Origin of the sequence: Promicromonospora umidemergens (assembly GCF_024171995.1) — a bacterium.
In the GTDB taxonomy this organism is placed as follows: domain Bacteria; phylum Actinomycetota; class Actinomycetes; order Actinomycetales; family Cellulomonadaceae; genus Promicromonospora; species Promicromonospora umidemergens.
The window spans coordinates 189162-212459 of record NZ_JAMTCT010000005.1; the positions used below are offsets into that span (position 1 = coordinate 189162).

20 protein-coding genes and 1 tRNA gene are annotated in these 23298 nt (G+C 72.3%); 11 read left to right on the forward strand and 10 right to left on the reverse strand.

Annotated features, from left to right (window positions below; translation table 11 throughout):
• Positions 1-66 precede the first annotated feature (66 nt).
• The 5 genes from APR04_RS11040 to APR04_RS11060 all read right to left on the reverse strand — a co-directional run bounded on the left by APR04_RS11040 (position 67) and on the right by APR04_RS11060 (position 6150).
• Positions 67-1296, reverse strand: a complete 1230-nt coding sequence (locus APR04_RS11040; protein WP_253870129.1) for a sulfotransferase family protein — start codon at positions 1294-1296, stop codon at positions 67-69.
• Between the two features lie 46 nt (positions 1297-1342).
• Positions 1343-2662 (reverse strand): cytochrome P450 family protein, encoded by a 1320-nt coding sequence (locus APR04_RS11045; RefSeq protein WP_253870131.1) that lies wholly within the window; start codon positions 2660-2662, stop codon positions 1343-1345.
• A gap of 134 nt (positions 2663-2796) precedes the next feature.
• A complete protein-coding gene (locus tag APR04_RS11050) occupies positions 2797-3828 on the reverse strand; it encodes a ferric reductase-like transmembrane domain-containing protein (RefSeq protein WP_253870133.1) in 1032 nt (343 codons plus the stop codon).
• A gap of 181 nt (positions 3829-4009) precedes the next feature.
• Positions 4010-5632: an ATP-dependent DNA ligase gene (locus tag APR04_RS11055; protein ID WP_253870136.1), complete on the reverse strand. Its 1623-nt coding sequence runs from the start codon at positions 5630-5632 to the stop codon at positions 4010-4012.
• Positions 5633-5742: 110 nt separating this feature from the next.
• Entirely contained in the window at positions 5743-6150 is a 408-nt protein-coding gene (locus APR04_RS11060; protein WP_253870139.1) for a nuclear transport factor 2 family protein, read from the reverse strand.
• Between the two features lie 86 nt (positions 6151-6236).
• Here APR04_RS11060 and APR04_RS11065 point away from each other — a divergent pair, with 86 nt between their 5' ends.
• Positions 6237-7019, forward strand: coding sequence for an MmyB family transcriptional regulator (locus APR04_RS11065; protein ID WP_253870142.1), 783 nt, complete (start codon positions 6237-6239; stop codon positions 7017-7019).
• On the opposite strand, the gene APR04_RS11070 is transcribed toward APR04_RS11065, so the two are convergent.
• Entirely contained in the window at positions 6989-7738 is a 750-nt protein-coding gene (locus APR04_RS11070) for a hypothetical protein (RefSeq protein WP_253870145.1), read from the reverse strand. The two genes, APR04_RS11065 and APR04_RS11070, sit on opposite strands and share 31 nt — an antisense overlap.
• Between APR04_RS11070 and APR04_RS30480 the strand changes: the two genes are divergently transcribed.
• Complete coding sequence (locus tag APR04_RS30480) at positions 7737-7868, forward strand: hypothetical protein (protein WP_301312355.1); 132 nt, start codon at positions 7737-7739, stop codon at positions 7866-7868. The genes APR04_RS11070 and APR04_RS30480 overlap by 2 nt on opposite strands.
• A gap of 19 nt (positions 7869-7887) precedes the next feature.
• On the opposite strand, the gene APR04_RS11075 is transcribed toward APR04_RS30480, so the two are convergent.
• The 3 genes from APR04_RS11075 to APR04_RS11085 all read right to left on the reverse strand — a co-directional run bounded on the left by APR04_RS11075 (position 7888) and on the right by APR04_RS11085 (position 10271).
• The gene (locus tag APR04_RS11075; protein WP_253870148.1) at positions 7888-9039 is read right to left on the reverse strand and encodes a winged helix DNA-binding domain-containing protein; all 1152 of its coding nucleotides are present in this window, start codon (positions 9037-9039) and stop codon (positions 7888-7890) included.
• A 120-nt stretch (positions 9040-9159) separates the two neighbouring features.
• Positions 9160-10056, reverse strand: coding sequence for a sugar phosphate isomerase/epimerase family protein (locus tag APR04_RS11080; protein ID WP_253870150.1), 897 nt, complete (start codon positions 10054-10056; stop codon positions 9160-9162).
• A gap of 142 nt (positions 10057-10198) precedes the next feature.
• Positions 10199-10271 (reverse strand) — tRNA-Arg (locus tag APR04_RS11085).
• A gap of 142 nt (positions 10272-10413) precedes the next feature.
• Here APR04_RS11085 and APR04_RS11090 point away from each other — a divergent pair.
• The 8 genes from APR04_RS11090 to APR04_RS11125 all read left to right on the forward strand — a co-directional run bounded on the left by APR04_RS11090 (position 10414) and on the right by APR04_RS11125 (position 21977).
• Positions 10414-12093, forward strand: a complete 1680-nt coding sequence (locus tag APR04_RS11090) for a GTPase (protein ID WP_253870152.1) — start codon at positions 10414-10416, stop codon at positions 12091-12093.
• Positions 12090-13670 carry a GTP-binding protein gene (locus tag APR04_RS11095; RefSeq protein WP_253870154.1) on the forward strand — a complete coding sequence of 527 codons (1581 nt, stop codon included), beginning with the start codon at positions 12090-12092 and terminating at the stop codon, positions 13668-13670. Before APR04_RS11090 ends, APR04_RS11095 begins: the two co-directional genes overlap by 4 nt.
• Before the next feature lie 53 nt (positions 13671-13723).
• Entirely contained in the window at positions 13724-14257 is a 534-nt protein-coding gene (locus APR04_RS11100; RefSeq protein ID WP_253870157.1) for a single-stranded DNA-binding protein, read from the forward strand.
• Between the two features lie 123 nt (positions 14258-14380).
• Positions 14381-16063: an energy-dependent translational throttle protein EttA gene (ettA, locus tag APR04_RS11105; protein WP_253870160.1), complete on the forward strand. Its 1683-nt coding sequence runs from the start codon at positions 14381-14383 to the stop codon at positions 16061-16063.
• Between the two features lie 132 nt (positions 16064-16195).
• Complete coding sequence (locus APR04_RS11110; protein WP_253870163.1) at positions 16196-17149, forward strand: phosphotransferase; 954 nt, start codon at positions 16196-16198, stop codon at positions 17147-17149.
• 164 nt (positions 17150-17313) lie between these two features.
• The gene (locus APR04_RS11115) at positions 17314-18159 is read left to right on the forward strand and encodes a hypothetical protein (protein WP_253870166.1); all 846 of its coding nucleotides are present in this window, start codon (positions 17314-17316) and stop codon (positions 18157-18159) included.
• A gap of 54 nt (positions 18160-18213) precedes the next feature.
• Entirely contained in the window at positions 18214-20247 is a 2034-nt protein-coding gene (locus APR04_RS11120) for a dynamin family protein (protein ID WP_253870169.1), read from the forward strand.
• Positions 20244-21977 (forward strand): GTPase, encoded by a 1734-nt coding sequence (locus APR04_RS11125; RefSeq protein WP_253870171.1) that lies wholly within the window; start codon positions 20244-20246, stop codon positions 21975-21977. The genes APR04_RS11120 and APR04_RS11125 overlap by 4 nt, the downstream gene beginning before the upstream one ends.
• A 38-nt stretch (positions 21978-22015) precedes the next feature.
• Here APR04_RS11125 and APR04_RS11130 read toward each other — a convergent pair whose 3' ends face one another.
• Positions 22016-22516 carry an acyl-CoA thioesterase gene (locus APR04_RS11130; RefSeq protein ID WP_253870173.1) on the reverse strand — a complete coding sequence of 167 codons (501 nt, stop codon included), beginning with the start codon at positions 22514-22516 and terminating at the stop codon, positions 22016-22018.
• A gap of 124 nt (positions 22517-22640) precedes the next feature.
• Between APR04_RS11130 and APR04_RS11135 the strand changes: the two genes are divergently transcribed.
• The gene (locus APR04_RS11135; protein ID WP_253870175.1) at positions 22641-23291 is read left to right on the forward strand and encodes a hypothetical protein; all 651 of its coding nucleotides are present in this window, start codon (positions 22641-22643) and stop codon (positions 23289-23291) included.
• Positions 23292-23298 lie beyond the last annotated feature (7 nt).

Genomic DNA, 23298 nt, shown 5'->3' on the forward strand with positions numbered 1-23298 from the left:
CACCACGCGCCGGCTCTCCGGCGGGGCACGCTGCCCCCGGACTCGGCGTACCGGCGACGGCGATCGTCACATCTCCGCCTTCGGCCTCGCGTCCAGCACGTCGAAGGTGCTCAGCAGGCGCAGGTAGGCCGCGAACGCCTCCTCGATCTGATCCGGCTGCAGCCCGTAGCGCGTCGTGTCGTACTGGTGCGGCCGCGTCCCTGCCGGCCGGGCGAGCACCTGGTCGAGCTGCGCCTCGTCGCTCGCCGTCCACGTCGCCCCGATCGCCGAGTACAGCCGTGGCACCTCCGCATGCGGGTCGGCGCTCAGCGTGTGGTACGGCACGTCCACGATGGCCGACGGCGGCAGGCTGAGCCGCGACTCCAGCGCGCTGTTCACCCAGGTGACCATGGTGTCGAGCACGAGCTGCCCGACCTCCAGCGGGTCCGGGTCCTTCTGGTACATCGCCCACATCGTCTCCACGAGACTGCACGTCGAGCCGAGGACGGTGGCCGGGTCGCGGTGCGTCCACACGAAGGTGGCGTCCGGGAACACCTCCTTGATCGCCGCCATGTCCTTCAGGTGCCCGGGGTACTTGACGATCCAGCGCTTGCGCTCGCGTCCGTGCTGCAGCACCTGCAGGCCCTGCTTCAGGTACGCGTAGTCGCCGGCCAGGTCCGTCGCGCTGCGACGCGCGTACCAGCCACGGTAGGCGGGAGCTGACCCGTGCAGCAGCGCCCAGTAGGTGCCGTGGGGAAGGAGCATCATCGACTCCTCTGGCTGCTCGGCACGGCTCGGGTGCATGTGCTTCAGCTCTGGCGCGAACAGGCCGGTGACGAGCTGGCTGCCCTGGTCGAACTTCTTGATCTCGCGCGCGGCGACGGCGGGGTCCTCGAGGCCGGTGTGGGACATCTCCCACATGAGCGGGCCTCGATGGGCCGGGGACGCAGCGAGCACCCGGTGGGTGAGCGTCGTCGCCGTGCGCGGCAGCCCGAGCACGAACACCGGGTCGGTGATGGGCTCGTCGGCGATCTCGGGGTGCTCGGCCAGCAAGCTGTTGATGCGCAGCCGGTTGGCGTACCGGTCCTTGATCGAGCCGAGCACGAAGGTCCAGCCCAGAGGTGTCAGACGAGGTTCGGCGGCGATGCTCGCGAACACCACGCCGAGGCCGTCGGCGAACTTCCGGTCCTGCGTTCCTGCTTCTCTCTCGACCTGGGCGACGGTCTTCGCCCAGGCGTTCGCGGGGTCGTCGCGCCCCCTGACGACGGGGGCGAAGACGGTGTTGAGCACCCTGGAGGCTCGCGTGGTACGGCTCACGATGTCCTTTCTCGTGCGATCGGTGGCGGGTCGGGGTCCGCGGGGTTCACGGAACGAACGGCGGGGAGTGCTGCTCGGGGCGGAAGACGACCGGAAGTGTCTCCAGCAGACGAAAACGGAAGTCAGGTACCCACCGGAGCTCGTCCGCCGGCAACGCGAGCGTGGGTGTGAGGCGGCGGTGCAGCGTCTCGGCCGCCGTCCGGACGATCAGCCGGGCGAGGTGCGGCGCAGGGCACGCGTGGGTGCCCACCCCGAACGTGAGGTGAGCCCGGCTGCCTGACCCGTCCCACGGGTCGTCGCCGCGGATGCTCGGGTCCGAGCCGACCGCACCGACAGCGAGCAGCATCGCGTCCCCGCGCTGCACGAGCTTGCCGTCGAGCAGGAAGTCCTCGGCGGCGATCCGCGGCGCCAGCGTGCTCACCGGCGACGCGGTCCACAGCACCTCGTCGAGCGCTTCGTCGGTCCCGAGCCGCCCGCCCGCGAGCCGCCTGGCGAACCGCTCGTCCGTCAGGGAGAGGTAGAGCGTCTGTGCCAGCCAGGCCTGTAGGCCGAGGGTCGCGGTCGCCGTGAGCGACAGGAGGCCGAGCGCCGCCTCCGCGGTGCTCTCGTAGGAGGCGTGCCGTGCGAGCCTGCCGGCGGGGGTGGGCGTGCCGTCCGGCCGGCGGGCCGTCGTCTGCCCGGAGAGCAGGAAGCTCACCTCGTGCACGGCAGACGCGGCGTCCCGTTCCGCCGCCCCGCGTGCGGCGGCCTCGAACACCTGCTGCGCGGTCCCGGCATCGAACCCGAGGAGCGTGCCGAGCGCCAGGTGCGGCATCGGTGCCACGTACTCGCGCACCAGGTCGGCCACACCGGTCGCGGCGAACCGGTCGATGAGCTCCTCGCACCTCTCGCGCGTGGTCGTGGCGACCTCTGCGTCGTCGACCACGCCGAGCACCTCGTCGAGCGGGGTGCGGAGCCGGCCGTGCGTGCTCCCGTCCGTCTGCTCCACCGTCGGTCGGCCGGTCGGCGCCAGCGGTCGGAGCAGGGGCGAGTGCGCGGACGGCGCCTCGCGTTCATGGCCGTTCCAGGCCCCGGTCGTCGTCGTGAGAGGGAACTGGTCGCGGGCCATCGCGACGATGGTCCGGTACTCCGTCACGAGCCAGGCGCGGGCACCGGGCTCCAGCTCGACGGGGGCGATGTCTCCCCACTCCTCGCGGAGCCGTGCGTGGACGGCACCCGCGTCGTGCGACGCGATGAGCCCTGCGACGGCCGGGACCGTCGCAGGGTCGTCGAGCTTCAGGGGGCGGTGGGCGGTATCACCGCTGGCGGCGTCGCCGGTGCCGGCATCGCTGGTGCCGGCGATACCGTCGATCGTTGTCGAGCTCATCGTGTGCCCGTCCGGGTCGGGTACAGGTCGCTGGTTCCGCCCAAACCATGCCGGATATGTGTTTGTCTGTCGAGGTTTGTCCAGGATGAAATGTGCGTCGAGCAGGACGGTCGGCAGTCACCAGGGCAGGGGGCTCAGCGGCCGTCGGCCGACGCGCGCACCACGGCGCGCTGCCGTGCGGCGGCGCGATGCGCGCGAACCACCGCGACGCCGACGACGAGGACGAACGCGACCAGGCCCGTCCACACCATGCCGGTGGTGACGTTGAGCGGCGCGCCGTCGACGCCGGGAGTACGGCCGCCGTCCCGCCCCGAGCCCGCGACGGCCAGCAGGACGACGACCGTGGCCGCCACGGCGGTGCGGGCGACCCAGCGGCCTGCGGTGTCCAGGGTGCCGCGACCCGGCCGGTATGCCGGTGCGAGAAGCCTGACCAGCAGCAATGCGGCGATGGGTAGCTGCAGCAGCCACATCGTGGTGCGGAACCACCCGTCGAACCAGACGTTCGTGCCGTACAGGAGCGTGTGCCAGACGCTCAGCACGTAGACGACGATGATCGAGGCGTGCAGGACCCGCCAGGTCCGGGCACCGATCCGCCGTCGTGCGTAGTAGGCCAGGCCCAGCGGGATCGACAGGTAGAGGGCCAGCAGGCCGATGAGGATCGCGATGACGCCGGTGCCGCTGGGGTAGACGCCGGGGACGAACACGTTCAGGAAGGCGGACCAGACCCGGCCGACGGGGCCCAGCCCTTCCGCGTTGCCACGCACCTCCTCGGCGAAGAACCAGAACGCGTGCGCGAACATCAGCACGATCGTCGTCAGGCTGGTGGTGCGGTGCAGCCTCTCGACGGTCGCGGGCGTCAGCCGGAGCCACGGCTGCGGACGGCTGGAGCGCACCAGGCCGAGCAGCACGGTGATCCATGCCCAGAGCAGCCCCGACCAGCCGAACGCCTGGCACATCCAGTACATCCAGTAGGTGCCGGCGCCGCCGGCAAAGGTCGGTATGACGTCGATCGTCGGCGACGTCCCCGCGTGGATGCGCCAGGTGAGCCAGGCGAAAATAGCCAGGGTGATGAGGAGTGCGATCGAGGCGTCGAGCCACGCTGCCCGGAGATCCTGTCGGAACGCTGCGCCGTCGAACCAGCTGCGCACCTGTCGGACGTCTGTCATGTGATCCCTCGTTCGTCTCGGGCGGATCGGAACCGGGCGGTTCCCGCGTGCCGCTGGCCCTGACGTGGGCTGCCCACAATCTAGGGAAAAGTCAGATGTTAGCCAAGGGACATCCCGCGGTACGCAAAACAATCTGCCGGCATGGCCGCGCTGTTGCGGTTCCGGAATCGTCTGCGGTGAGCTAGAAGCTCGCCAGGGCCCGCACCGCCTCGATCGTGTCCGCCTCCGCCGCGCTCTTGTCGTCGCGGTAGCGCAGCACCCGCGCGAACCGCAGAGCCAGCCCGCCCGGGTAGCGGGTGGAGCGCTGCAACCCGTCGAAGGCGATCTCCACGACCTGCTCGGGTCGAACGGTCACGACCCAGCCGTCGTCGTCCGTCGTGAGGCCGGTGAAGCGCGCGGTCTGCCACTCCAGCATCGCGTCCGTCATCCCCTTGAACGTCTTGCCGAGCATCACGAAGCCGCCCTCGGGATCGCGCGCACCGAGGTGGATGTTCGACAGCCACCCCTGCCGACGCCCAGAACCCCGCTCCACCGCGAGCACCACGAGGTCGAGGGTCTGGCGCGGCTTGACCTTGACCCAGCCGGCCCCTCGCCGTCCGGCCGCATACGGCGCGTCGAGCGACTTCACCACCACACCCTCCTGGCCCTCGCGCAGCGCGCCCGCGAAGAACTCGGCGGCGGCCTCCGGGTCCGCCGTCAGGAGCCGGCGCACCGTCCGCGGCGCCGCGACCTCGTCGAGGACCGCGAGGCGCTCGCGGAGCGGGGCATCGACCAGGTCGCGCCCGTCGGCGTGGAGCACGTCGAAGAAGAACGCGGAGAGCTGGATCTGGGCCGCCAGCTCCGCCTCCGGCGTCGCCTCCCGGGTCGCTGACCGCGCGGCGGTCTCCTGGAAGGGCCGCGGCACGCCGTCGGGCCCGACGGCGAGCGCCTCGCCGTCGAGCACCAGCCGGTCGGACGGGAGGGCCTGCACTGCCTCGACGATCTCCGGTACGCGTTCGGTGATGTCGTCCAGCGAGCGCGTGACGACACGCACATCGTCGCCGAGCCGGTGCACCTGGACGCGGATGCCGTCGAGCTTGACGTCGACGCACAGCTCGGTGGGTTCGCCGGGAGAGCCGAGCTTCTCGAAGGCGGCGGTGATGTCCGGTGCGGACTGGGCGAGCATGGGCCGGACCGGCCGCCCGACCTCGAGCGTGAACGTCGCGAGCGCGGAGCTCGGGTCGTCGGCGAGCAGTACGGCGCTCGCCACCGGGCCGGTCGCGCCCCGCATCATGGCGGCGCGGCGGACGGCGTCGGCGGGAGTACCGGCTGCCTCGGCGACGGCATCGACGACCACCGAGTCCAGCGCGCCCTGCCGCAGCTCGCCCGCGACGAGGCCGCGGAGGAACGCCTGCTCCCGCTCGGTCGCGGTGCCGAAGAGCACGGCGGCCGCGGACGTGCGAGCCTGCGCGGAACCGGTGCCTTCGAGGGCGGCCATCTCGGCGAAGGCCGCGTCGACATCCCGCACGGTGAGTGTCGCGGCGGTCGCGGGCGGCGGGAGGTCGCGCAGCGCGGCCCAGCCGAGCCCGCTACGACGCTGTCGCAGCGCGCCGGCGAGGTAGGCGACGACGACCTCGATGTCGGTCGCGATCTCCTCGCGGGTGGTGTCGCCGGTCGTGCTCTGGTCTCCGGCCGCCGGGTCGTCTGTTGCCTGGTCACGCACAGCCGCGCGGCGCAGCAGGTCGGCGATCGCCGCCCGTTTGGCGAGGCGCGAGCGGGTGGCGGCGACGGCGTCGGACGTGGCGGCGACCTCGGCGAGCAGCATGTTCCATCTTGACGTGCTTTCGGGCGGAGCGCGGGCCGGTCGGGCGGCCGGCCCCGAGATGGCCATGCACCTGCTGCCGACACCGCCGGTTCCTGGCAGCAGGTGCATGGTCATCTCGTGGGGCCTGCGCCGTCCCACCACGTCAGGTGGCCCGCTGCCTCGGCGGTCGGCTCGATGGTCTCCCACGCCTCGGCGATCAGCCCGCCCTCGAACCGCATGATGTCGATTACCGCGATCTCCGGGCCGGAAGGGAGCCGGCGGCGCGAGTGCATCACCACGTGCTCGCCGTCGGCCAGCACGTGCAGGACCTCGACTCGCATGCCTGCGATCCTCTCCAGCGACGCGCGCACCGAGGCGAGCCATTCGTGCTTGGTCGAGGAGGTCGAGTCCGGCCGGTGATGAACGAAGCCGTCGCTCAGCACACGCTCGACCGCGGCGACGTCGCCCGTCTCGACCAGGCCGGCGAACGCCTGGGCGACGATGCCCTTGTTGTCGATGGTCGTGCTCTCTGTCGTCATGGAGGCAGTGTTTCCGTTGCCGCAGTGGCTGTCGATGAACTCGGAGTTCATGGTGTTCGGCTCGGCGTTGAGCAACACTGGACGCCATGCACACCGTGGGGGAGCTGCTTCGGCAGTGGCGGCAGCGCCGTCGGCTCAGCCAGCTCGATCTCGCGATCGCCGCCGATGTCTCTGCTCGGCACGTCAGTCTGGTCGAGACCGGCAAGTCCAGGCCGAGCGCCGACATGGTGCTCAGGCTCGCGGGCCAGCTCGACGTGCCGCTCCGGGACCGCAACCGGTTGCTGCTCGCCGCGGGCTTCGCTCCCCGGTACACCGAGCGGCCGCTCGACGGCGATGCGCTGGCGGCGGCTCGGGAGGCCGTCGGGCGGGTGCTCCGTGCGCACGAACCGTACCCGGCGCTCGTCTTCGACCGTCGGTGGAACATCCTGATGACCAACCGCGCCGTCGAGCCGTTCTTCGCGGGCGTCGCACCCGACCTGCTGCGCCCGCCGGTCAACCTGGTGCGGCTGGGGCTGGACCCGCGCGGCCTCGCCTCGTACGTCGTCAACCTGGCCGATGTGCGCGCGATGTTCCGGTCCCGGATCAGGCGCCAGCTCGCGGCAGTCCCTGACGCCGAGCTCACCACCCTCTATGAGGAGCTGCTGGCACCCGGCCCCGAGGACAAGACGGACGAGTCGATCGAGCCCGCGTCGGACGTCGTGATCCCCATGGTCATCCGGGTCGACGGCCGAGAGCTACGGCTGTTCTCGACGATCACCACGTTCGGCACCCCGATGGACATCACCTTGGCCGAGGTGGCCGTCGAGTCCTACTACCCGGCGGACGCGGAGAGCGCCGCCTACTTCACCCGGGCCGACGGCGACGCCTGACCGTGTGCGCGCCCGGTCGTGCCCGCATCTGGGTCTGCGGTCGCGACGACGTACGCCGCGCCCAGCCCATAGGCCCGAGCAGTGATCAGGCCGTCCTGGACGCGCACGGCAGCCTGGGCGTCGTCGCCGGCTTTGGACAGGCCGATGGCCGACGCCGCCAGCGCCCCGTCGTCGATGACGAGCCGGACGTGCTGCCACGGTCCCGCGCCGAAGACCCGGCGCAGGCTCCCGGCGACGTCGCTCACCCGGAGCCGCACAAGGTTCGAGGTCTCGGCAGGATCGGTCGTCACGACGACGACCGTGGTCTGCTCACCGGGCCGGACCGAACGGACCGCTTCCTCGGCGGCGCCCAGCCGGTGAGCGCCCAGCACCGTGATCAGCCCATCGGCGCCGAGATCGACAGCACCGCCCGCGATCTCGTCCACCAGCCCGCCGGGCGGGGTCCACGCGTCCCGCACCGGCTCGGAAGGCTCGACGTGGGGTAGGTAGGACGGCGCCCAGGTGTCGTTGAGATCAAGCCCGGCCAGATGCTCGCACGCGCGCACCCGGTCGAACGGGTCACCGAACCCCGGTGCCGTCTCGGCCAGCGAGGCCGAACCGCCCAGCATCGTCAGCACCAGCTCGGCCAGCCGTACCTGCCGGGCCGGGTCACCGTCCGGCCGGCGCTCGCGATCCGGCTTCCGATCCGGCTCGCAGGACTCCAGCCTCACCCACGTCATGGACGCCTGCCGGGCGCTCCTCAACGGCACGCCGGCCGGCGACACCGTCGCCATGACGCTCGTCTGGTGCGCTGCTCTCTTCGTCGTGTTCTGCCCGCTGGCGGTCCGGGCCTACGGCCGCCAGCAATGACCTGGCTGCCCCGTGGGTGTCAGCCCAGGTGCCAGGCGGTCACCGCCGCGTCGACGGCGGTGCGGGCAGGCGTGCGGATCCCCGGCACGAGCTCGAAGGGCGCCTGGTCCGGCTTCGGTGCGCGGCGCCAGGTCCCGATCAGGCGTCCGTCCAGGAGCACCGCCGGGCGGAAGATCCCGTTGGTGAACGGGACGACCGTCCGCATGGCCTCGGCGTCGGCGATCAGGCCGCGATCCTGGTAGCCAAGGACCATCTCGTCGAACCCGGGCACGAGCACGACGCCGCAGGGCTCCGTGAGCCACGAGCTGAGCCCGGCCGCGGAGCCGCCGCCGAGGCAGCGCGGATCGGGCTCCCGCCCGACGAGCATCGCCGTGCCGTCGACGATCACCTCGACAAGAGTGTCCGGTTCCGCCTCGCGCAGCGCGGACACCGCGGCCCGCACGGGCGTCTTGGGCAGGCCGAGCCACCAGGCGAGGTCGTCGACGGTCGCGGGCCCGCGGCTGGTGAAGTACGACCGTGCGATGCGGCGGAGGGCCGCCCCGGGTTGCTCGGTCGGTGCGTCCCCGGAGCCGGAGCGCGGCGTCGCGACCATCAGCTGTTGCGCTCCGGCGAACGGGCCCCAGTGCAGCACTCCGCGAAGCGCCAGGGAGACGATCAGGTGGTAGCCGCGCTGGCCCTCGACAGGCACGCCCGCCTGCTGCCACAGGTCGAGCATCGCTGCCCGGGTGATCCCGCTGACGTTGCCGGGCGCCGCGAGCGCCTCCCGGGTGAGCGCCTCCACGCGGTCCACGAGGGCGTCGTCCAATCCCTCGGCCTCGCGGGTGCGCCGGCCCTGCTGGGTCACGCGCTCGGCCGTCAGCGAGACGAGGGCGGCGAGGTCGCCCGGCGTGGTCGCGAACAGCGTGCCGCGCTGGGTCCATCCACGCACCAGGTCGCCGGCGTCGAACGCAGCCCGCACGTCCTCGACCGTGGTGCCCGGCCGGGACCGGATCGCTATCGCCCGCAGCACGGCGGGCAGGTCCTGGCCCTGGAGCGCGACCATCCGCCGGACGACGTCGACGGGTGCCGGCTCCGGGGAGCCCGTCCCGCCGTCGGGCCGCCACAGTCCTTGCGTGCGCAGGCGCAGCCGGCGTGCGACGTCGGAGGCGATCTCTGTGGTTCCGGAGGGCATGCGGGAAGGCTACGTCGCGCCTCTGACACGCCGCTCCACGCGCCTACCGCCGGCTCGGCCGGTGAGCGAAGCCGTTGCGTGCGGCGCCGGCGGCCGGAGCCGCACGCAACGGTCACGGGCCTACTTCAACGACGTGAAGCGCAGGCTCCGGAGATAGTCGTACGACACGTTCGCGGTCCGCACCGGGTGCGGCTGCTCGTCGCGCTCGACGATGAAGCTGTGCGCGCCCGGGTGCCGCAGGTGCGAGAGGATCTCCGGGAAGTCGACCGTGCCGTCGCCGAGATCGGTCTCGATGCCTTCGGTCGGCGTGCCGTCCTTCAGGTGCAGGAGCGGGAACCGCTCCTCGTGGGCGTCCAGGTACGGGCCCGGGTCCACGCGTGCCCGGAGGATCCAGTAGAGGTCCAGCTCGAACCAGACGAGCTGTGGGTCTGCGCGGGCGAGCCAGACGTCGAACAGCCGCTCGCCGGTGACCGGGTCGTCGTGGAACTCGTTGTCATGAAGGTGCGCGTACCAGCGCAGGCCGTAGCTCTGCGCCGCCTCGCCCCACTGATTCATCTCGTCGGCCATCCGGCGGTAGCCGTCGGCGGTCTGCTCGCCGTCCATGTAGGACACCCCGACGTACTTCTGCCCCAGCGTCGCTGCCCGCTCGAGGGTCACCTCGGCCTGGCCGCCGCGGAAGTCGCTCGGGTTGTGGTGGCTGCCGATGACGCGGAGCCCGTTGTCGTCCGCGATCGCCCGGAACTGGGCCGGGGTGCGGTTGCCGTAGTCGTACGCCGGCTCGATCTCCGAGTAGCCCGCGTCGGCGAGCATCGCGAGGGTGCCCTCGGGGTCCTCGGCCAGCATCGTCCGCACCGTGTACAGCCCGAACCCGATCTTGCCGGGAGGTACCGGACGTGCCCCACGCGTGCTCGGTTCTGCTGCCGCTGCGGTGGTGGCGCCGGACGTCACGGCGAGCGCGGCTGCTCCGGCGGCCTGGAGCAGACGGCGGCGACTCAACTTCTGGAGATCATTGGTCATCTTTGACATCCCAATCGTCGAAAGTCGTGAGCGACGACCATATGCACGGTGCAGGGGAAGTACAAGGGGCCTGGGCGTGCGTCGACCAGGGCGCGCGGCCAGAGGCGCATGCCAGGCGGTGTGGGTCCAGCGTCCGACGGAGTGCCCCGAGCAGGACTCGAACCTGCAACCTACGGATTAGAAGGCCGTTGCTCTATCCATTGAGCTATCGGGGCGCGGGCCTATGGTATCCGTCCTCGAGACGGACCGGATCTGGTCCATGTCACACGGTCTGTCACCACAACAAACCCTGCCATTCCGCACACCGACTACTCTTCACGGGTTGGCAGAACGATCTTGACCTATCAGGATGAAGCCGTGACTCCAGGAACACGCTCCGCTGTGCTCGGCCGTCGGGGTGGTGTGGACCCGAACGTTGCGGAGCAGCTCGGCTTCACGGTGCACGACGTCGTACGCGATCTGCGTCGCGACGTCGCCGCCGCGACCCTGCCCCTTCCCATCGACAGCGCCGAAGAGGCCGAAGCCTCCCGCAAACGACTCTTGGCGCAGCTCGACGAACACCTGCTGCCGCGCCTCGCCGAGCTGTCCAGCCCCGCCGTCGTCGTGCTGGCGGGCTCCACAGGAGCCGGCAAGTCCACCCTGTTCAACAGCCTGCTCCGCGAGGAGGTCTCCGACGCCGGGGTGCTGCGGCCGACCACCCGCGAGCCGGTGGTGGGCGTGCACCCGCGTGACGTCGACACGCTCACGCCCGGCCCCGTCACCGAGCTGGCCCGGCTCGTCAAGCACGAGGGCGTGCCGCGCGGCACCGCGCTGATGGACGCGCCCGACCTCGACTCGTTCCTGTCCGAGAACCGCTCCACCGCCCACCAGCTGCTCGAAGCCGCCGACCTCTGGCTGTTCGTCACCACCGCCGCCCGCTACGGCGACGCTCTGCCCTGGCAGGCGCTGGACCGCGCCAAGGAGCGCGGCGCGAGCGTCGCGATGGTGCTCAACCGGGTGCCGAAGGACGACCTGAGGACGGTCCGCAAGGACCTCAACTCGCGGATGAAAGAGCGGGGGATGAAGGACGTCCCGCTGTTCATCGTGCTCGACGTCGGACCGCACGAAGGCCTGCTCGAGCCGAAGCTGGTGGAACCCATCCAGCGCTGGCTCGGCCTGATGGCCGGGCCCGAACGGTCGCGCACGATCATCCTGCGCACGCTCAAGGGCGCGCTCGGTGCGCTCCCCGACTGGGTGATGGGACTGGTCGCCGCGGTGGAGGAGCAGGGCACCACGGCCTTCGACCTGCGCAACGTCGTGGACTCGGTCGTCCCGGACGAGCAGCTGGCCGCACGCACCGCCGTGCTGTCCGGTGCGGCGGGCGAGGGCACGGTCGCCGCGCGGTTCGCCGAGCTGGCCGGCACCAAGCACATCTCCCGGGTCACGGTCCGCGACGGCATCGCACGGACGACCAAGCGCGCGGGCAGGAACCGGGAGGCGGCGCTCGTCAGCCTGCGTGAGGAGGTCGAGGCAACAGCCGCCCGCGCCTTCGTCGCGGCAGGCGTCCGCACCGAGGAGAGCCTGCGGTCCGTCCTCGCCGGGCCCGGCGCGCCACCCGCCGGAGAGACGATCCTGCCGGACGGCGGCGCCCGCGCCAAGGAGCGTCGCGCCTGGGGAGAGTCGCAAGCCACCGAGTGGTCCCGGCTGGCCGGCGACCTCGTCGCACGCATGGACGGGGCGGCCACCGAGAACACCGAGCCCGATGCACCGGCCCGGGCCGCGGGCGCTCGCAAGGCGTTCGGCGACACCGGCCTCGCGACCCTCCTGCTGGCCACAGCGCTCGGGAACGACGACTCCGCACGGCTCGTCGACCGGCTGCTCGGCGAGACCGCGAGCGAAGCCATCGAGGAGCTGCAGGGCGAACTTGCCGACAAGGTAGCGCTAGCGGTTGCGGAAGAGGCCCGTTCTGTCCAGAGTGCCCTTGACGTCCCCGCCTTAGCCGACGACGCGGCCGCTCCGCTCCGCGTGCGGCTGGCCGAGCTCAGGAGGCTGACATGACGAGCCATGACGCGACACTGAGCGCACGGACCGAGGACCTCGGACGAGCGCTGCAGATCGCGGGAGCACGCCTCGACGACGCCGTCTTCGGCAAGGTCGCCAGCTCCGTCGCGGGCGTGCGTGAACGGCTCGCGCTCGGCGTCGACCACACGGTCGTGGCGCTCGCAGGCGGCACCGGGTCGGGCAAGTCGAGCATGTTCAACAAGATCTCCCGCCTCACGTTCGCGGACGTCGGGGTGAAGCGCCCCACCACCGCCAAGGTCACCGCCTGCTCGTGGAGCGACGACGCCGCGACGCTGCTGGACTGGCTCAGCGTGGAGCGCGAGCGCCGCATCACGCGGTCCAGCGAGCTCGACGCGGCCGACGAGGCGAGCCTCTCCGGGCTGGTGCTGCTGGACCTGCCCGACCACGACTCCGTCGCTCCGGGGCACCGGGAGGTGGTGGACAAGGTGCTGCCGCTGGTCGACCTGCTCGTGTGGGTGGTGGACCCGCAGAAGTACGCCGACGACGCCCTGCACACGGGCTACCTGCGCGACTCGTCGGGCATGCAGGCGTCGACGGTCGTGGTGCTCAACCAGATCGACACGGTCCCGGTGGGGCAGCGGGACAACCTGGTCAACGACGTCAAGCGCCTGCTGCGCGACGACGGGCTGGAGAACGTCCCGGTGGTCGCGGCGTCGACCAAGACGGATATCGGCATCGCCGACCTGCGCGGGCTCCTGGAGCAGACGGTGGCGCGCCGGTCGGTCTCGGCGGGGCGGGCGGCGGGCGAGCTCGACGCCGCGGCGACCCTCCTGCTGAGCCAGACGCCGGCCGAGGTGCCATGGCACATCGACACGGTGCTCGAGCGTGAGGTGGACGCGCTGGCGCGTGCGGCGGGGCTGGAGTCGGTCGCCGCGCAGGTCGGCGCGGCAGTGCGCAACGGGTACGGCTCGCCGGAGTTCCGCAGCCCGGACCCGGACTCGATAGCCCTGTCCCGGTCACGCTGGCTCACCGGCTCGGGGGAGTCGCTCAAGCACGGCTGGCAGCGGTCGCTCGCCGCGAGCGTCGCGAGCGCCCAGGAGGTCGCGACGGCGGTGGTGAAGGCGCTGCAGGGCGTCACCCTCGACACCAGGGGTCCGACGACGCAGCGCCTCACCCGCCGGCTCGCGCTCGGGGCGGTGCTGGTCGCCGTGCTGCTCGGGACGGCCACCGTGCTGGCGTCGATGGGGGTGCTGCCCGCAGGGGAGACCTGGACCACGGTGCTCGGTGTGCTCGCCGTCGCGGCGGCCGTGACCGCGCTCGTGGTGTTCCTCGTGGCGATGCAGATGCGGCGCGCCCTGGCCTCGCGGCGGGCGCAGGGCGTCGTCGCGTCGGGCAGAGCGGCGCTCGAACGTGTGCTGCAGCAGACCCTCGGTGCGCCCACCCAGCGGCTGCTCGACGAGCACCGCGCGGTGCGTGAGCTCGCACAGAGTGCGCGGGACGACGGACCCGCCGCACCGCTCCGCCTGGAAGAGAACGCGACCACAGGCGGCTCGATCGGGGCTTCGTCCCCAGGTTCTGTCCGGTTCACCGACCTGGGCACCGTTCGCGCCTGATGCTGGGTGCGGACCGGCCGCTGGGGCCGGTCCGTGAACCCAGGAGGACTGAAATGAACGACGTCACGGTGACCGTGTCGGGCTTCGCGGGCAACACCCCCGCGCTGCACGTCTCGAAGGACGCGGCCAAGGACCTGGAGTGGACCACGTTCCGCGTGGCCAGCACCAGGCGCTACCTGAACGAGAACGGCGACTGGACCGACGGCGCCACGCTGTGGTTCACGGTCAAGGCCTGGCGCACCGCCGCGCTGAACGTGATCAGGTCGGTGCGCAAGGGCGTCCCGGTGGTGGTGACGGGCCGCCTCGAGGTCGACGAGTGGACGGGCCCCGACGGCGCGCAGCGGACCGGGCTGGTGATCAACGCGACGGCGGTCGGCGTCGACGCCACCCGTGGCCAGGTGGAGTTCTCGCGGCTGGTGCACCACGACACGGTGCCCGACGGCGCTCCGGGCGCCTCGGGCGGTGGCGGCGGGCTGGCCTTGGCGCAGCCGGGCAGTGCCGACCCGTACGAGATCGACGCTCCGCGTGACGAGAGCGACCACGGTGCGGAGGCAGGTGTCCGGACCCCCGAGCTGGTGAACGCGTAGGCTTGGGCCAGTCGTGCTCCGCGGTCCGCGGGTGCTGGGGAATCCCTGCGCGGACACCCTGGCACCCGCGCCGTGTGAGCGCCCCCATCCGAAGTACCTACTGTGAACGGTGGAACACAGGCAGTGGCTGAGTACATCTACTCCATGTATAAAGCGCGTAAGGCGCACGGCGACAAGGTCATCCTCGATGACGTGTCGCTGAACTTCCTGCCCGGCGCGAAGATCGGCGTCGTCGGGCCGAACGGTGCGGGTAAGTCCACGATCCTCAAGATCATGGCGGGGCTGGACACGCCGTCGAACGGTGAGGCGCGGCTCTCGCCCGGTTTCACCGTCGGCATCCTGCTGCAGGAGCCGCCGCTGAACGAGGAGAAGACGGTCCTGGGCAACGTCCAGGAGGCGGTCGGCGAGATCCTGGCCAAGAAGGCGCGGTTCGACGAGATCTCCGCCCTCATGGCTGAGCCCGACGCCGACTTCGACGCGCTGCTGGCCGAGATGGGCACCCTCCAGGAGGACATCGACGCGGCCGACGCGTGGGACCTCGACTCCCAGCTCGAGCAGGCGATGGACGCGCTGCGCTGCCCGCCGCCGGACGCCGACGTCTCGGTGCTCTCCGGTGGTGAGCGCCGCCGCGTCGCGCTCTGCAAGCTGCTCCTGGAGAAGCCCGACCTGCTGCTCCTGGACGAGCCCACCAACCACCTCGACGCCGAGTCCGTGCTGTGGCTCGAGCAGCACCTCGCCGGCTACGCCGGCGCCGTGCTGGCCGTGACCCACGACCGGTACTTCCTCGACCACGTCGCCGAGTGGATCTGCGAGATCGACCGCGGCCGCCTCTACCCGTACGAGGGCAACTACTCGACGTACCTCGAGAAGAAGCAGGCGCGCCTCGAGGTCCAGGGCAAGAAGGACGCCAAGCTCTCCCGGCGTCTCAAGGACGAGCTGGAGTGGGTGCGGTCCAACGCCAAGGGCCGGCAGGTCAAGTCCAAGGCGCGTCTGGCCCGCTACGAGGAGATGGCGGCGGAGGCGGACCGCACCAGGAAGCTCGACTTCGAGGAGATCCAGATCCCCGTCGGCCCGCGCCTGGGCTCGCTGGTGCTGGACGCCGATAAGCTGCAGAAGGGCTTCGACGGCCGCGTGCTCATCGACGGCCTGTCGTTCACGCTGCCGCGCAACGGCATCGTCGGCGTCATCGGCCCGAACGGCGTCGGCAAGACCACGCTGTTCAAGACGATCGTGGGACTGGAGCCGCTCGACGGCGGCAACCTCAAGGTCGGCGAGACGGTCTCGATCTCGTACGTCGACCAGTCGCGTGGCGGCATCGACCCCAAGAAGACCCTGTGGGAGGTCGTGTCCGACGGGCTCGACTTCATCAAGGTCGGCAACGTCGAGATCCCGTCGCGCGCCTACGTCGCGTCGTTCGGGTTCAAGGGTCCGGACCAGCAGAAGGCTGCCGGCGTGCTCTCAGGTGGTGAGCGCAACCGCCTCAACCTCGCCCTGACGCTCAAGCAGGGCGGCAACCTGCTGCTCCTCGACGAGCCCACCAACGACCTCGACGTCGAGACCCTCGGCTCGCTGGAGAACGCCCTGCTCGAGTACCCCGGCTGCGCCGTCGTGGTCTCGCACGACCGGTGGTTCCTCGACCGCGTGGTCACGCACATCCTGGCCTACGAGGGCACCGAGGAGAACCCGGGGAACTGGTACTGGTTCGAGGGCAACTTCGAGTCGTACGAGGCCAACAAGGTCGAGCGCCTCGGTGCGGACGCCGCGCGCCCGCACCGGGTGACGTACCGCAAGCTGACGCGCGACTGACCTCGCGACCGCCCATGGAAGAGGGCTGTGACCGGCGTTCCAAACGCCGACCACAGCCCTCTTTTGTCGCGAAGGCCTACGACGAAAAAGGTCATCCTTGCCGCATCAGGACATGTTCGACAAGATGCCGCAGTGAGCCCTGCCCTACGACCCGGGTGGCGTGACCTTCCGCCCCCGCTGCGCGCCCGCATCACCAGCCTGCTCGGAGCCAGCGTGCTCGCCGCCGGACAGCCGGGCGACTCCGGGGTGCTCCCTGGCGCGCTGTTCCAGGTGCAGACGTCGAGGGGCAACGCGTTCATCAAAGCGCTCGGCACGGAGCAGCCCGGCCCGCTGAAGTCGCTCCGGCAGGAGATCACGCTCTCGCCGCTGCTGCCGGCCGCCGTGCCTCACCCGGAGCTGCTGTGGTCGATCGACGAGGTCCTGCCGAACCTCGGCACCTGGGTGGCGGTCGGCTACTCGATGCGCGACGAGGTGCGGCCGATCGACCTCACCTGGCCAGAGGACGACGTCGCCACGCTGGTCCAGGTGGTGCGGGCGATCGGGGAGGTCGAGGCGCCCGACGACCCGATGTTCGTCCCCGAGGAGAGCGCGTTTCCCTCGAACTCGTGGGCGATCCTCGCCGAGAAGCGGCCCGCAGGGCTCGCGCAGCACTCGCCGTGGCTGGCCGGCCGGCTGGAAGGCCTCGCGGAGATCGCGGCGCACGCCCCGGAGGCGATAGCCGGCAAGAGCCTGCAGCACGGGACGCTGCGGGTGCAGAACGTCCTGCTGCCCGCGGTGCCGGGCGAGAGGCCGCTGATCACCGACTGGGTCCGGGGCAGCGTCGGTGCTCCGTACCTCGACCTGGTCTCGATGCTGATGCACGTGCGGACCAACGGCGGCCCGCCGCCCGAGGCCACGCTGCGCAGGTACGGGCTGCCGGCCGGGACGGAACCGGACGCCGTGACCTGCTGGATAGCGGTGCTCGCGGGGCACTACGTGAAAGCCTCGATGGACCCGCCGTCCTTCGACCTGCCCGAGCTGCGCTCGTACCAGCACCGGCTGGCCCGGACCGCGGTGTCCTGGCTGCAGACCCGGCTGGGTTTCTGACCCGCCGCAGTCGCCACCACTGACTGTGGTTTGCAGGGTGAACTTCCGTTGGGCAAACTCCGGCCATGAGTGCTGTCCGGCGGCCGGCGTGGTCTGATCTCCCTCCCTCTGTCCGGTCCCGCGTGAGCGAGACCATGGGGGGACGCGTGATCGGTTCCGCTCCGATGAGCGGGACCGAGGAGTCGGGCACCCTGGAGGTGCTGCAGACGGCGTCGGGCCGGTCGATCGTGCGCGCGGTGGGTCCGGAGGCTCCGCTGACGCAGGACCGGATGGCCGCCGAGGCGGTCTCCGTGGCCGCGCTGCCCGACGACATCCCGATCCTCCCGCGCGAGTGGTTCGTCGACGAGGTGCTGCCCGGGGCCGGACGCTGGGTGGTCCTCGGGTACCGCAACGACCCCATCCGCCCGCCGCACGACCCCTGGGACGAGGCAGACCTCGCCGCGGCCGTCGAGCTCGCCATCCAGATCGGCACCAGCGAGGCGCCGGCGGGCCTGCCTGACGCGCTCGAGCTGATCGACGCCAACGCCTGGGCCACCATCGCGGCCATGCGGCCGCCCGGTCTGTCGGTCTTCACGCCATGGCTGCTCGACAAGGTCGAGCACCTCGCAGAGATCGCCACCGGTGCGGCCGAGGCGATGTCCGGCACCAGCCTGGTGCACGGCGCGCTGCGGCGTGAGTCGATCATGATCACCGACCACGGCTGGGACGCGACCAGCGCCCACGCGGTCGACTGGTTCATGCCGTCCCACGGCGCGTCCTTCCTCGACGTCGTGCTGCTGCTGCCGCACCTGCGGGTCGACGGCGCCCCGCCCCCTGAGGTGGTCATGGACCGCCACCCGCTGCCCGACGTCGACCCCGAGGCGCTCACCTGCGCCGTGACCGTCACCGCTGGAGCGCTCGTGCTCGAGTCGATGCGGCCGCCCCAACCCGGTCTGCCGCACGGCCGCGCCGTACAGCGCGAAGTGGCGCGCGCGGCGCTCGAGTGGCTGCGTGCCCGCCTCGGCGGTTGATCTCTTTGCCGCACGACCGCGCCTGACCAGGGTCTCTGCGGCAGACTGTGCGGCATGACCGATCAGCCCGACGACTCCGCTGCCCCTGGCGCACCGGACCCGGCGGCCGGCCCCGAGCCGACGGCCGAGCCCGGCGACGGGTCCGGCCTGACCGGTGCGCTGGAGGTGCTGCGCGCCCGGCTCGGCGCGCTGCGGCTGCCGTTGGAGACATCGGGGGCGGAGGCGGCGCGCACCGACCTGCGCCGAGCCACCGACCAGCTCGACGACTACCTGCTGCCCCGGTTGCGCGCGCAGAAGGCGCCGCTGCTCGTGGTGGTCGGTGGGTCGACGGGCGCGGGCAAGTCGACGCTCGTCAACTCGGTGCTGGGGGAGCGGGTCACGCAGCCGGGTGTGCTGCGGCCCACCACGAAGGCGCCGGTGCTGGTGCACCACCCGCTGGACGCGCGCTGGTTCTCCACGGACCGGGTGCTGCCGGGGCTGGCGCGCGTGACGGCGTCGGGCACGGGGAGCGCCGCCGCGCAGGCGGGCGGGCAAGCGGGCGGGCAGGCGGGCGGGCAGGGCGGCGGAACGCCGGCCGAGCCGAGCCGCAACCTGCGCCTCGTGCCCAGCGACTCGCTGCCGAAGGGCCTGGCGCTGCTGGACGCACCCGACATCGACTCGGTCGACACGGCCAACCGTGAGCTCGCGGCGCAGCTGCTCGGGGCGGCGGACCTGTGGCTGTTCATCACGACGTCGGCCCGGTACGCCGACGCGGTGCCATGGGACCTGCTGCTGCAGGCCGCCGGACGCAAGGCGCAGGTGGCGATGGTGCTGGACCGCGTGGACCCGGGGGCGGAGGCCACCGCCGACGACCTGCGGGACATGATGGTGGAGCACGGCCTGGCGGACAGCCCGCTGTTCGTCATCCCCGAGGCCGAGCTGGTCGACGGGATGCTGCCGGAGGAGGGCGTGTCGGACGTGTCGCGCTGGCTCACCGGGCTGGGTGGCGACGCCGAGGCCCGCGGCCGCGTCATCGCTGCTACCCGCGACGGTGTGGTGGACTCCCTGGTCGTGCGGGCGGGCACCCTGGCCGACGCCGCCGACGAGCAGCAGGCCGCCGACGTCCGGCTGCGCCACGTCGTGGACCGCGCCTACGCGGACGCGGTGGCGCAGGTGACGGCGGCGACGTCGGACGGAGCGCTCCTGCGGGGCGAGGTGCTCGCCCGCTGGCAGGACTTCGTGGGCACCGGCGAGTTCTTCCGAGCCGTCGAGGAGGGCATCGGCCGGTTCCGGGACGCGGTGGCCGGGTTCTTCCGGGGCACGCCCAAGGCGGCGCCTCAGGTCGAGCAGGCTATCGCCCACGGCCTGGAGTCGGTGGTGCTGGACGCCGCAGAGGACGCCGCCGAGCGGTCCTACCAGGGGTGGCGGGGGGACGCCGCCGGCGCGGCGCTCCTGGAGGGCCTGGAGCTCCTCCGCACGCCCGCGGCACTGCGCTCGGAGGTGACCGGTCAGATCCGCGGCTGGCAGGGCGACGTCCTGGAGCTCGTGCGTGAGCAGGGCTCGGCCAAGCGCGGTACGGCACGGGCGCTGTCGCTGGGTGTGAACGGGCTCGGCGTCGCGCTGATGGTCTTCGTGTTCGCCTCGACGGGCGGGCTGACCGGTGTCGAGGTCGGCATCGCGGGCGGATCGGCGGTGCTGGCCCAGCGGGTGCTGGAGGCAGTGTTCGGCGAGGACGCCGTACGTCGGCTCGCCGCGCAGGCGCGCGACCGGCTGCGCGCCCGCATCCAGGCGGTCATGGACGGGCAGGCGGCGCGGTACACGGCGCAGCTGGACGCGCTCGGCTCCGCGGAGGCGGGCGGGGAGCGTCTGCGCGTCGCGGCCGGTGCCGTCGCCTCGGCCGCCTCGGCGGAGCGCCGCGTACGCCTGCGCGCCGCTGAGGCGGCCCCCGCCGCCGGAGCGGGTGCCGAGGACAGCACCGCGAGCGGCGGGCTGCGCGGCGTGCACGCCCGGCCTGCGGGCGAGGTCCTGGCGAAGGGTGGCACCGACCTGGCGGAGGAGCCGGCCAGGAAGGGCTTCTGGAAGCGGCTGTTCGGGGAGGGCGACCGGTGAGCCGGCTCGACCTGGGCGACCGGACCACGGCCCTCGCCACGGCTGTCGAGGCCGCGGAGGGCCGGATCGAGCCCGCCCTCCTGGGGGAGGCGCGTGCCGTCGTGAACCGGGCGCGCGAGCGCGGCGGGCTGTCCGCCGAGCACACGGTGGTCGCACTGGCGGGCGCGACGGGCTCGGGCAAGTCGTCGGTCCTGAACGCGGTGGCGGGCGTCGCTGTCGCGCAGCCGGGCGTGCGGCGCCCGACGACGTCGCACCCGATGGCCGCCGTCTGGGGCGAGGGCGCGGACCCGCTCCTGGACTGGCTGGAGGTCAGCCGACGGCACCAGGTCGGTGTGGAGCCCGTGTCTGCCGAGACCGGGCCGTTCCGTCGTCGGACACCGGCCGGGGACGCGACCGGGCTGGTGCTGCTGGACCTGCCCGACCACGACTCGATAGTGACCGAGCACCGCATGCGCGCGGAGCGCCTGGTGCGGCGCGCCGACCTGCTGGTCTGGGTGGTCGACCCGCAGAAGTACGCGGACGCCGCCCTCCACGAGGGGTTTCTGCGCCCCCTGGCGGGTCGCGCGGAGGTGGTGGTCGTCGCGCTCAACCAGGTCGACCGCCTCACGCCGGACGAGACGTCGGCGATGCTCGCCGACCTCGAACGGCTGGTGGCCGAGGACGGGCTGCGCGGGGCGCGGGTCCTCGCGGTGTCCGCAAGGACGGGCCAGGGCATGGACGACCTGAGGGGCCTGCTGGCGAAGGCGGCGGCCAAGCGGGAGGCCGCCACGGCCCGGCTCGCCGCGGACGAGCGGGCCGTGGCGCAGCAGATCATGGACGAGTGCGGCACACCGCCGTCGTCCCGCCTGGGGGGCCAGGCCCGGGGTGACCTGGTTGCGGCCCTCGAGGCAGCGGCGGGAGTGCCGACGGTGGTCGACGCCGTGCGCGCCTCCGCCCGTCGTGACGCGCGCGCGGCGACCGGCTGGCCGCTGACCCGCTGGGTCGGGCGGTTGCGCAAGGACCCGCTGCGCCGGCTGGGGCTGCGCTCGACGGACCGGGAGCACCGGGCGCCGTCGGGCCGCGAGGACCTGATGCGCACGTCGCTGCCGACGGCGCGGCCTGCGGTGCGGTCCGCCGCGGCGTCGGCCGTTCGGCGCTACGTCGAGGAGGTGACCAGGGGCGTCGCGGACCCATGGGTCCTGGCCGCGCGCTCGCGCGGCCAGGCGGGCATCGACCAGCTGCCCGACGCGCTCGACCAGGCAGTCGCCACGACCCGCGTCGAGGCGTCCCGCCGGCCCGTGTGGTGGTCGCTCGTCAACGTCGTGCAGTGGGCCCTGGTCACCGTGGTGGTGGCGGGCCTGCTGTGGCTGCTGGTGCTGTTCGGCTTCGCGTACCTCCAGCTCCCGCCGCTGCCGACCCCCGTGGTGACGCTGCCGACCTGGTCGGGCGACGACGGCCTCGTGTTCCCAGGGACGCCGGAGTCCGGCTCGGGCGACGGCCTCGGCGTCGACCCGTTCCGGATCCCGTGGCCCACCCTCATGGTGCTGGGCGGCCTCGCGCTCGGCCTGCTGCTCGCGCTGGTCTGCCGGGTGTTCGGCGCGCTGGGCGCCCGGCGTCGGGCACACGGCGCCCGACGCCGGCTCAAGCAGTCGGTCGGCGCGGTCGCCGACGGGCTGGTGCGCACGCCGGTGTCGGAGGAGCTGTCCCAGCTAGCGAGCTGCCGGGCGGCGGCGACGATCGCCGCGAGCTGACCCAACCCTTCGTTGCGCTCACAACAAAGCCTGGTGGGTCAGCCGCGGTGGCGGAATGTGACCGGGGGTTCCTCGAACTCCTTCCAGGCCAGCCGCTCGCCCTCGGTGAGCCTCCGGGGCTGGTTCGTGGCGGCGTCGACGAACACGAGAGTCGTGGTGGCGCGGGCGTAGGGCTTGCCGCCCGACGTCGGACCGGTCTTCGCCATGCCCGCGGTGCCGTCGTGCACCTCGTAGCAGACCTCGGCGCTCGCACCACCGATCCGGCCGAGCCACATCTCGACGCGCACCGGCGTGCGCGTGAACAGCAGCGGCCGCAGGTACTCGATGCGCTGGCCGGCCACGAGGGTGTGCGAGTCGGCGTCGGGCCCGGTGGGGACCACCGCCGTCGGCCAGGCCTCGCCCTCTGGCGCCTCGGGGTGCAGCCAGAAGGCGGTGATCCGGGCGTCCTCCAGCAGGCGGAACATCGCGACGTTGTTGACGTGCGCGTACGCGTCGAGGTCGGACCAGCGCAGCGTGACGGGGACGTGGAGGCGTGTCATGGTGCCTATTTTCCTCCACGTGAAGTACCCGCCGTTCTGCCGCGATGGCAGGCCGGGCTGAGTGGTCCTCAGCCTGCCCGAATTGGTAGATTCATCCCTCTTGGTTTTCGCCACGGAGGAACAGTTGGATCTGCCCAGGCACCATTTCGACCCGGTGACGCTGCACGAGGTGCTGGACGACGTCCCGGTCGCCCAGGCGTACCGCACCGAGCTGGCGGGACGCCCGGACCGCGACACACCGGACGTCCTTGCCGTACTGGTACCGCTCACGCGCTGGCTCGCCCCGGAGGCGGACGATCCCGACAGCGCGCTGGCCGAGGCCGAGCGTCTCGGCTGGCTCGCCGTCCGGCTGAACGGAGGCCCGGGCGACGACGCGGCGGCAGCGCACTCGAACGCCTCCGACGTACCCCTCGGGTCGGTCCCGTCACTGCTACGGTTGGCCCACGTGCTGCAGTGGCGGCACCGCTTCCCGGAGGCGGACCTGCTGTTCGGCCTGGCCCTGGAGGCGGCGCACTACTACGGGGAGCATGCCGCGAGCATCGAGCACGCGCACAGGCTCGAGTACTGCGCACTGCAGCACTGGGGCAAGTGCCGCTACGACCAGGCGCTCGAGGTCCATGCGGACCAGGCGCGGCCCTATCTCGGCGAGGCCCTCGCCCTGTTCGAGCGCGCTCTGGAGCTCCGGGTGGAGGCAGGCGCGGCGCCGGAGCACGTGGCGGCCACGCGCGAGGCGATCAGTGCCGCGCGCGACCGGCTGGCTGAGCTGGGGGCGTGACGGCGGG

Bases quoted from the DNA above. Each gene is read 5' to 3' on its own strand.
- APR04_RS11045 (WP_253870131.1), bottom strand. From the start codon at position 2,662: ATGAGCTCGACAACGATCGACGGTATCGCCGGCACCAGCGATGCCGGC.
- APR04_RS11050 (WP_253870133.1), bottom strand. From the start codon at position 3,828: ATGACAGACGTCCGACAGGTGCGCAGCTGGTTCGACGGCGCAGCGTTC.
- APR04_RS11055 (WP_253870136.1), bottom strand. From the start codon at position 5,632: ATGCTGCTCGCCGAGGTCGCCGCCACGTCCGACGCCGTCGCCGCCACC.
- APR04_RS11060 (WP_253870139.1), bottom strand. From the start codon at position 6,150: ATGACGACAGAGAGCACGACCATCGACAACAAGGGCATCGTCGCCCAG.
- APR04_RS11065 (WP_253870142.1), top strand. From the start codon at position 6,237: ATGCACACCGTGGGGGAGCTGCTTCGGCAGTGGCGGCAGCGCCGTCGG.
- APR04_RS30480 (WP_301312355.1), top strand. From the start codon at position 7,737: ATGGACGCCTGCCGGGCGCTCCTCAACGGCACGCCGGCCGGCGACACC.
- APR04_RS11070 (WP_253870145.1), bottom strand. From the start codon at position 7,738: ATGACGTGGGTGAGGCTGGAGTCCTGCGAGCCGGATCGGAAGCCGGAT.
- APR04_RS11075 (WP_253870148.1), bottom strand. From the start codon at position 9,039: ATGCCCTCCGGAACCACAGAGATCGCCTCCGACGTCGCACGCCGGCTG.
- APR04_RS11080 (WP_253870150.1), bottom strand. From the start codon at position 10,056: ATGACCAATGATCTCCAGAAGTTGAGTCGCCGCCGTCTGCTCCAGGCC.
- APR04_RS11095 (WP_253870154.1), top strand. From the start codon at position 12,090: ATGACGAGCCATGACGCGACACTGAGCGCACGGACCGAGGACCTCGGA.
- APR04_RS11100 (WP_253870157.1), top strand. From the start codon at position 13,724: ATGAACGACGTCACGGTGACCGTGTCGGGCTTCGCGGGCAACACCCCC.
- APR04_RS11115 (WP_253870166.1), top strand. From the start codon at position 17,314: ATGAGCGGGACCGAGGAGTCGGGCACCCTGGAGGTGCTGCAGACGGCG.
- APR04_RS11120 (WP_253870169.1), top strand. From the start codon at position 18,214: ATGACCGATCAGCCCGACGACTCCGCTGCCCCTGGCGCACCGGACCCG.
- APR04_RS11130 (WP_253870173.1), bottom strand. From the start codon at position 22,516: ATGACACGCCTCCACGTCCCCGTCACGCTGCGCTGGTCCGACCTCGAC.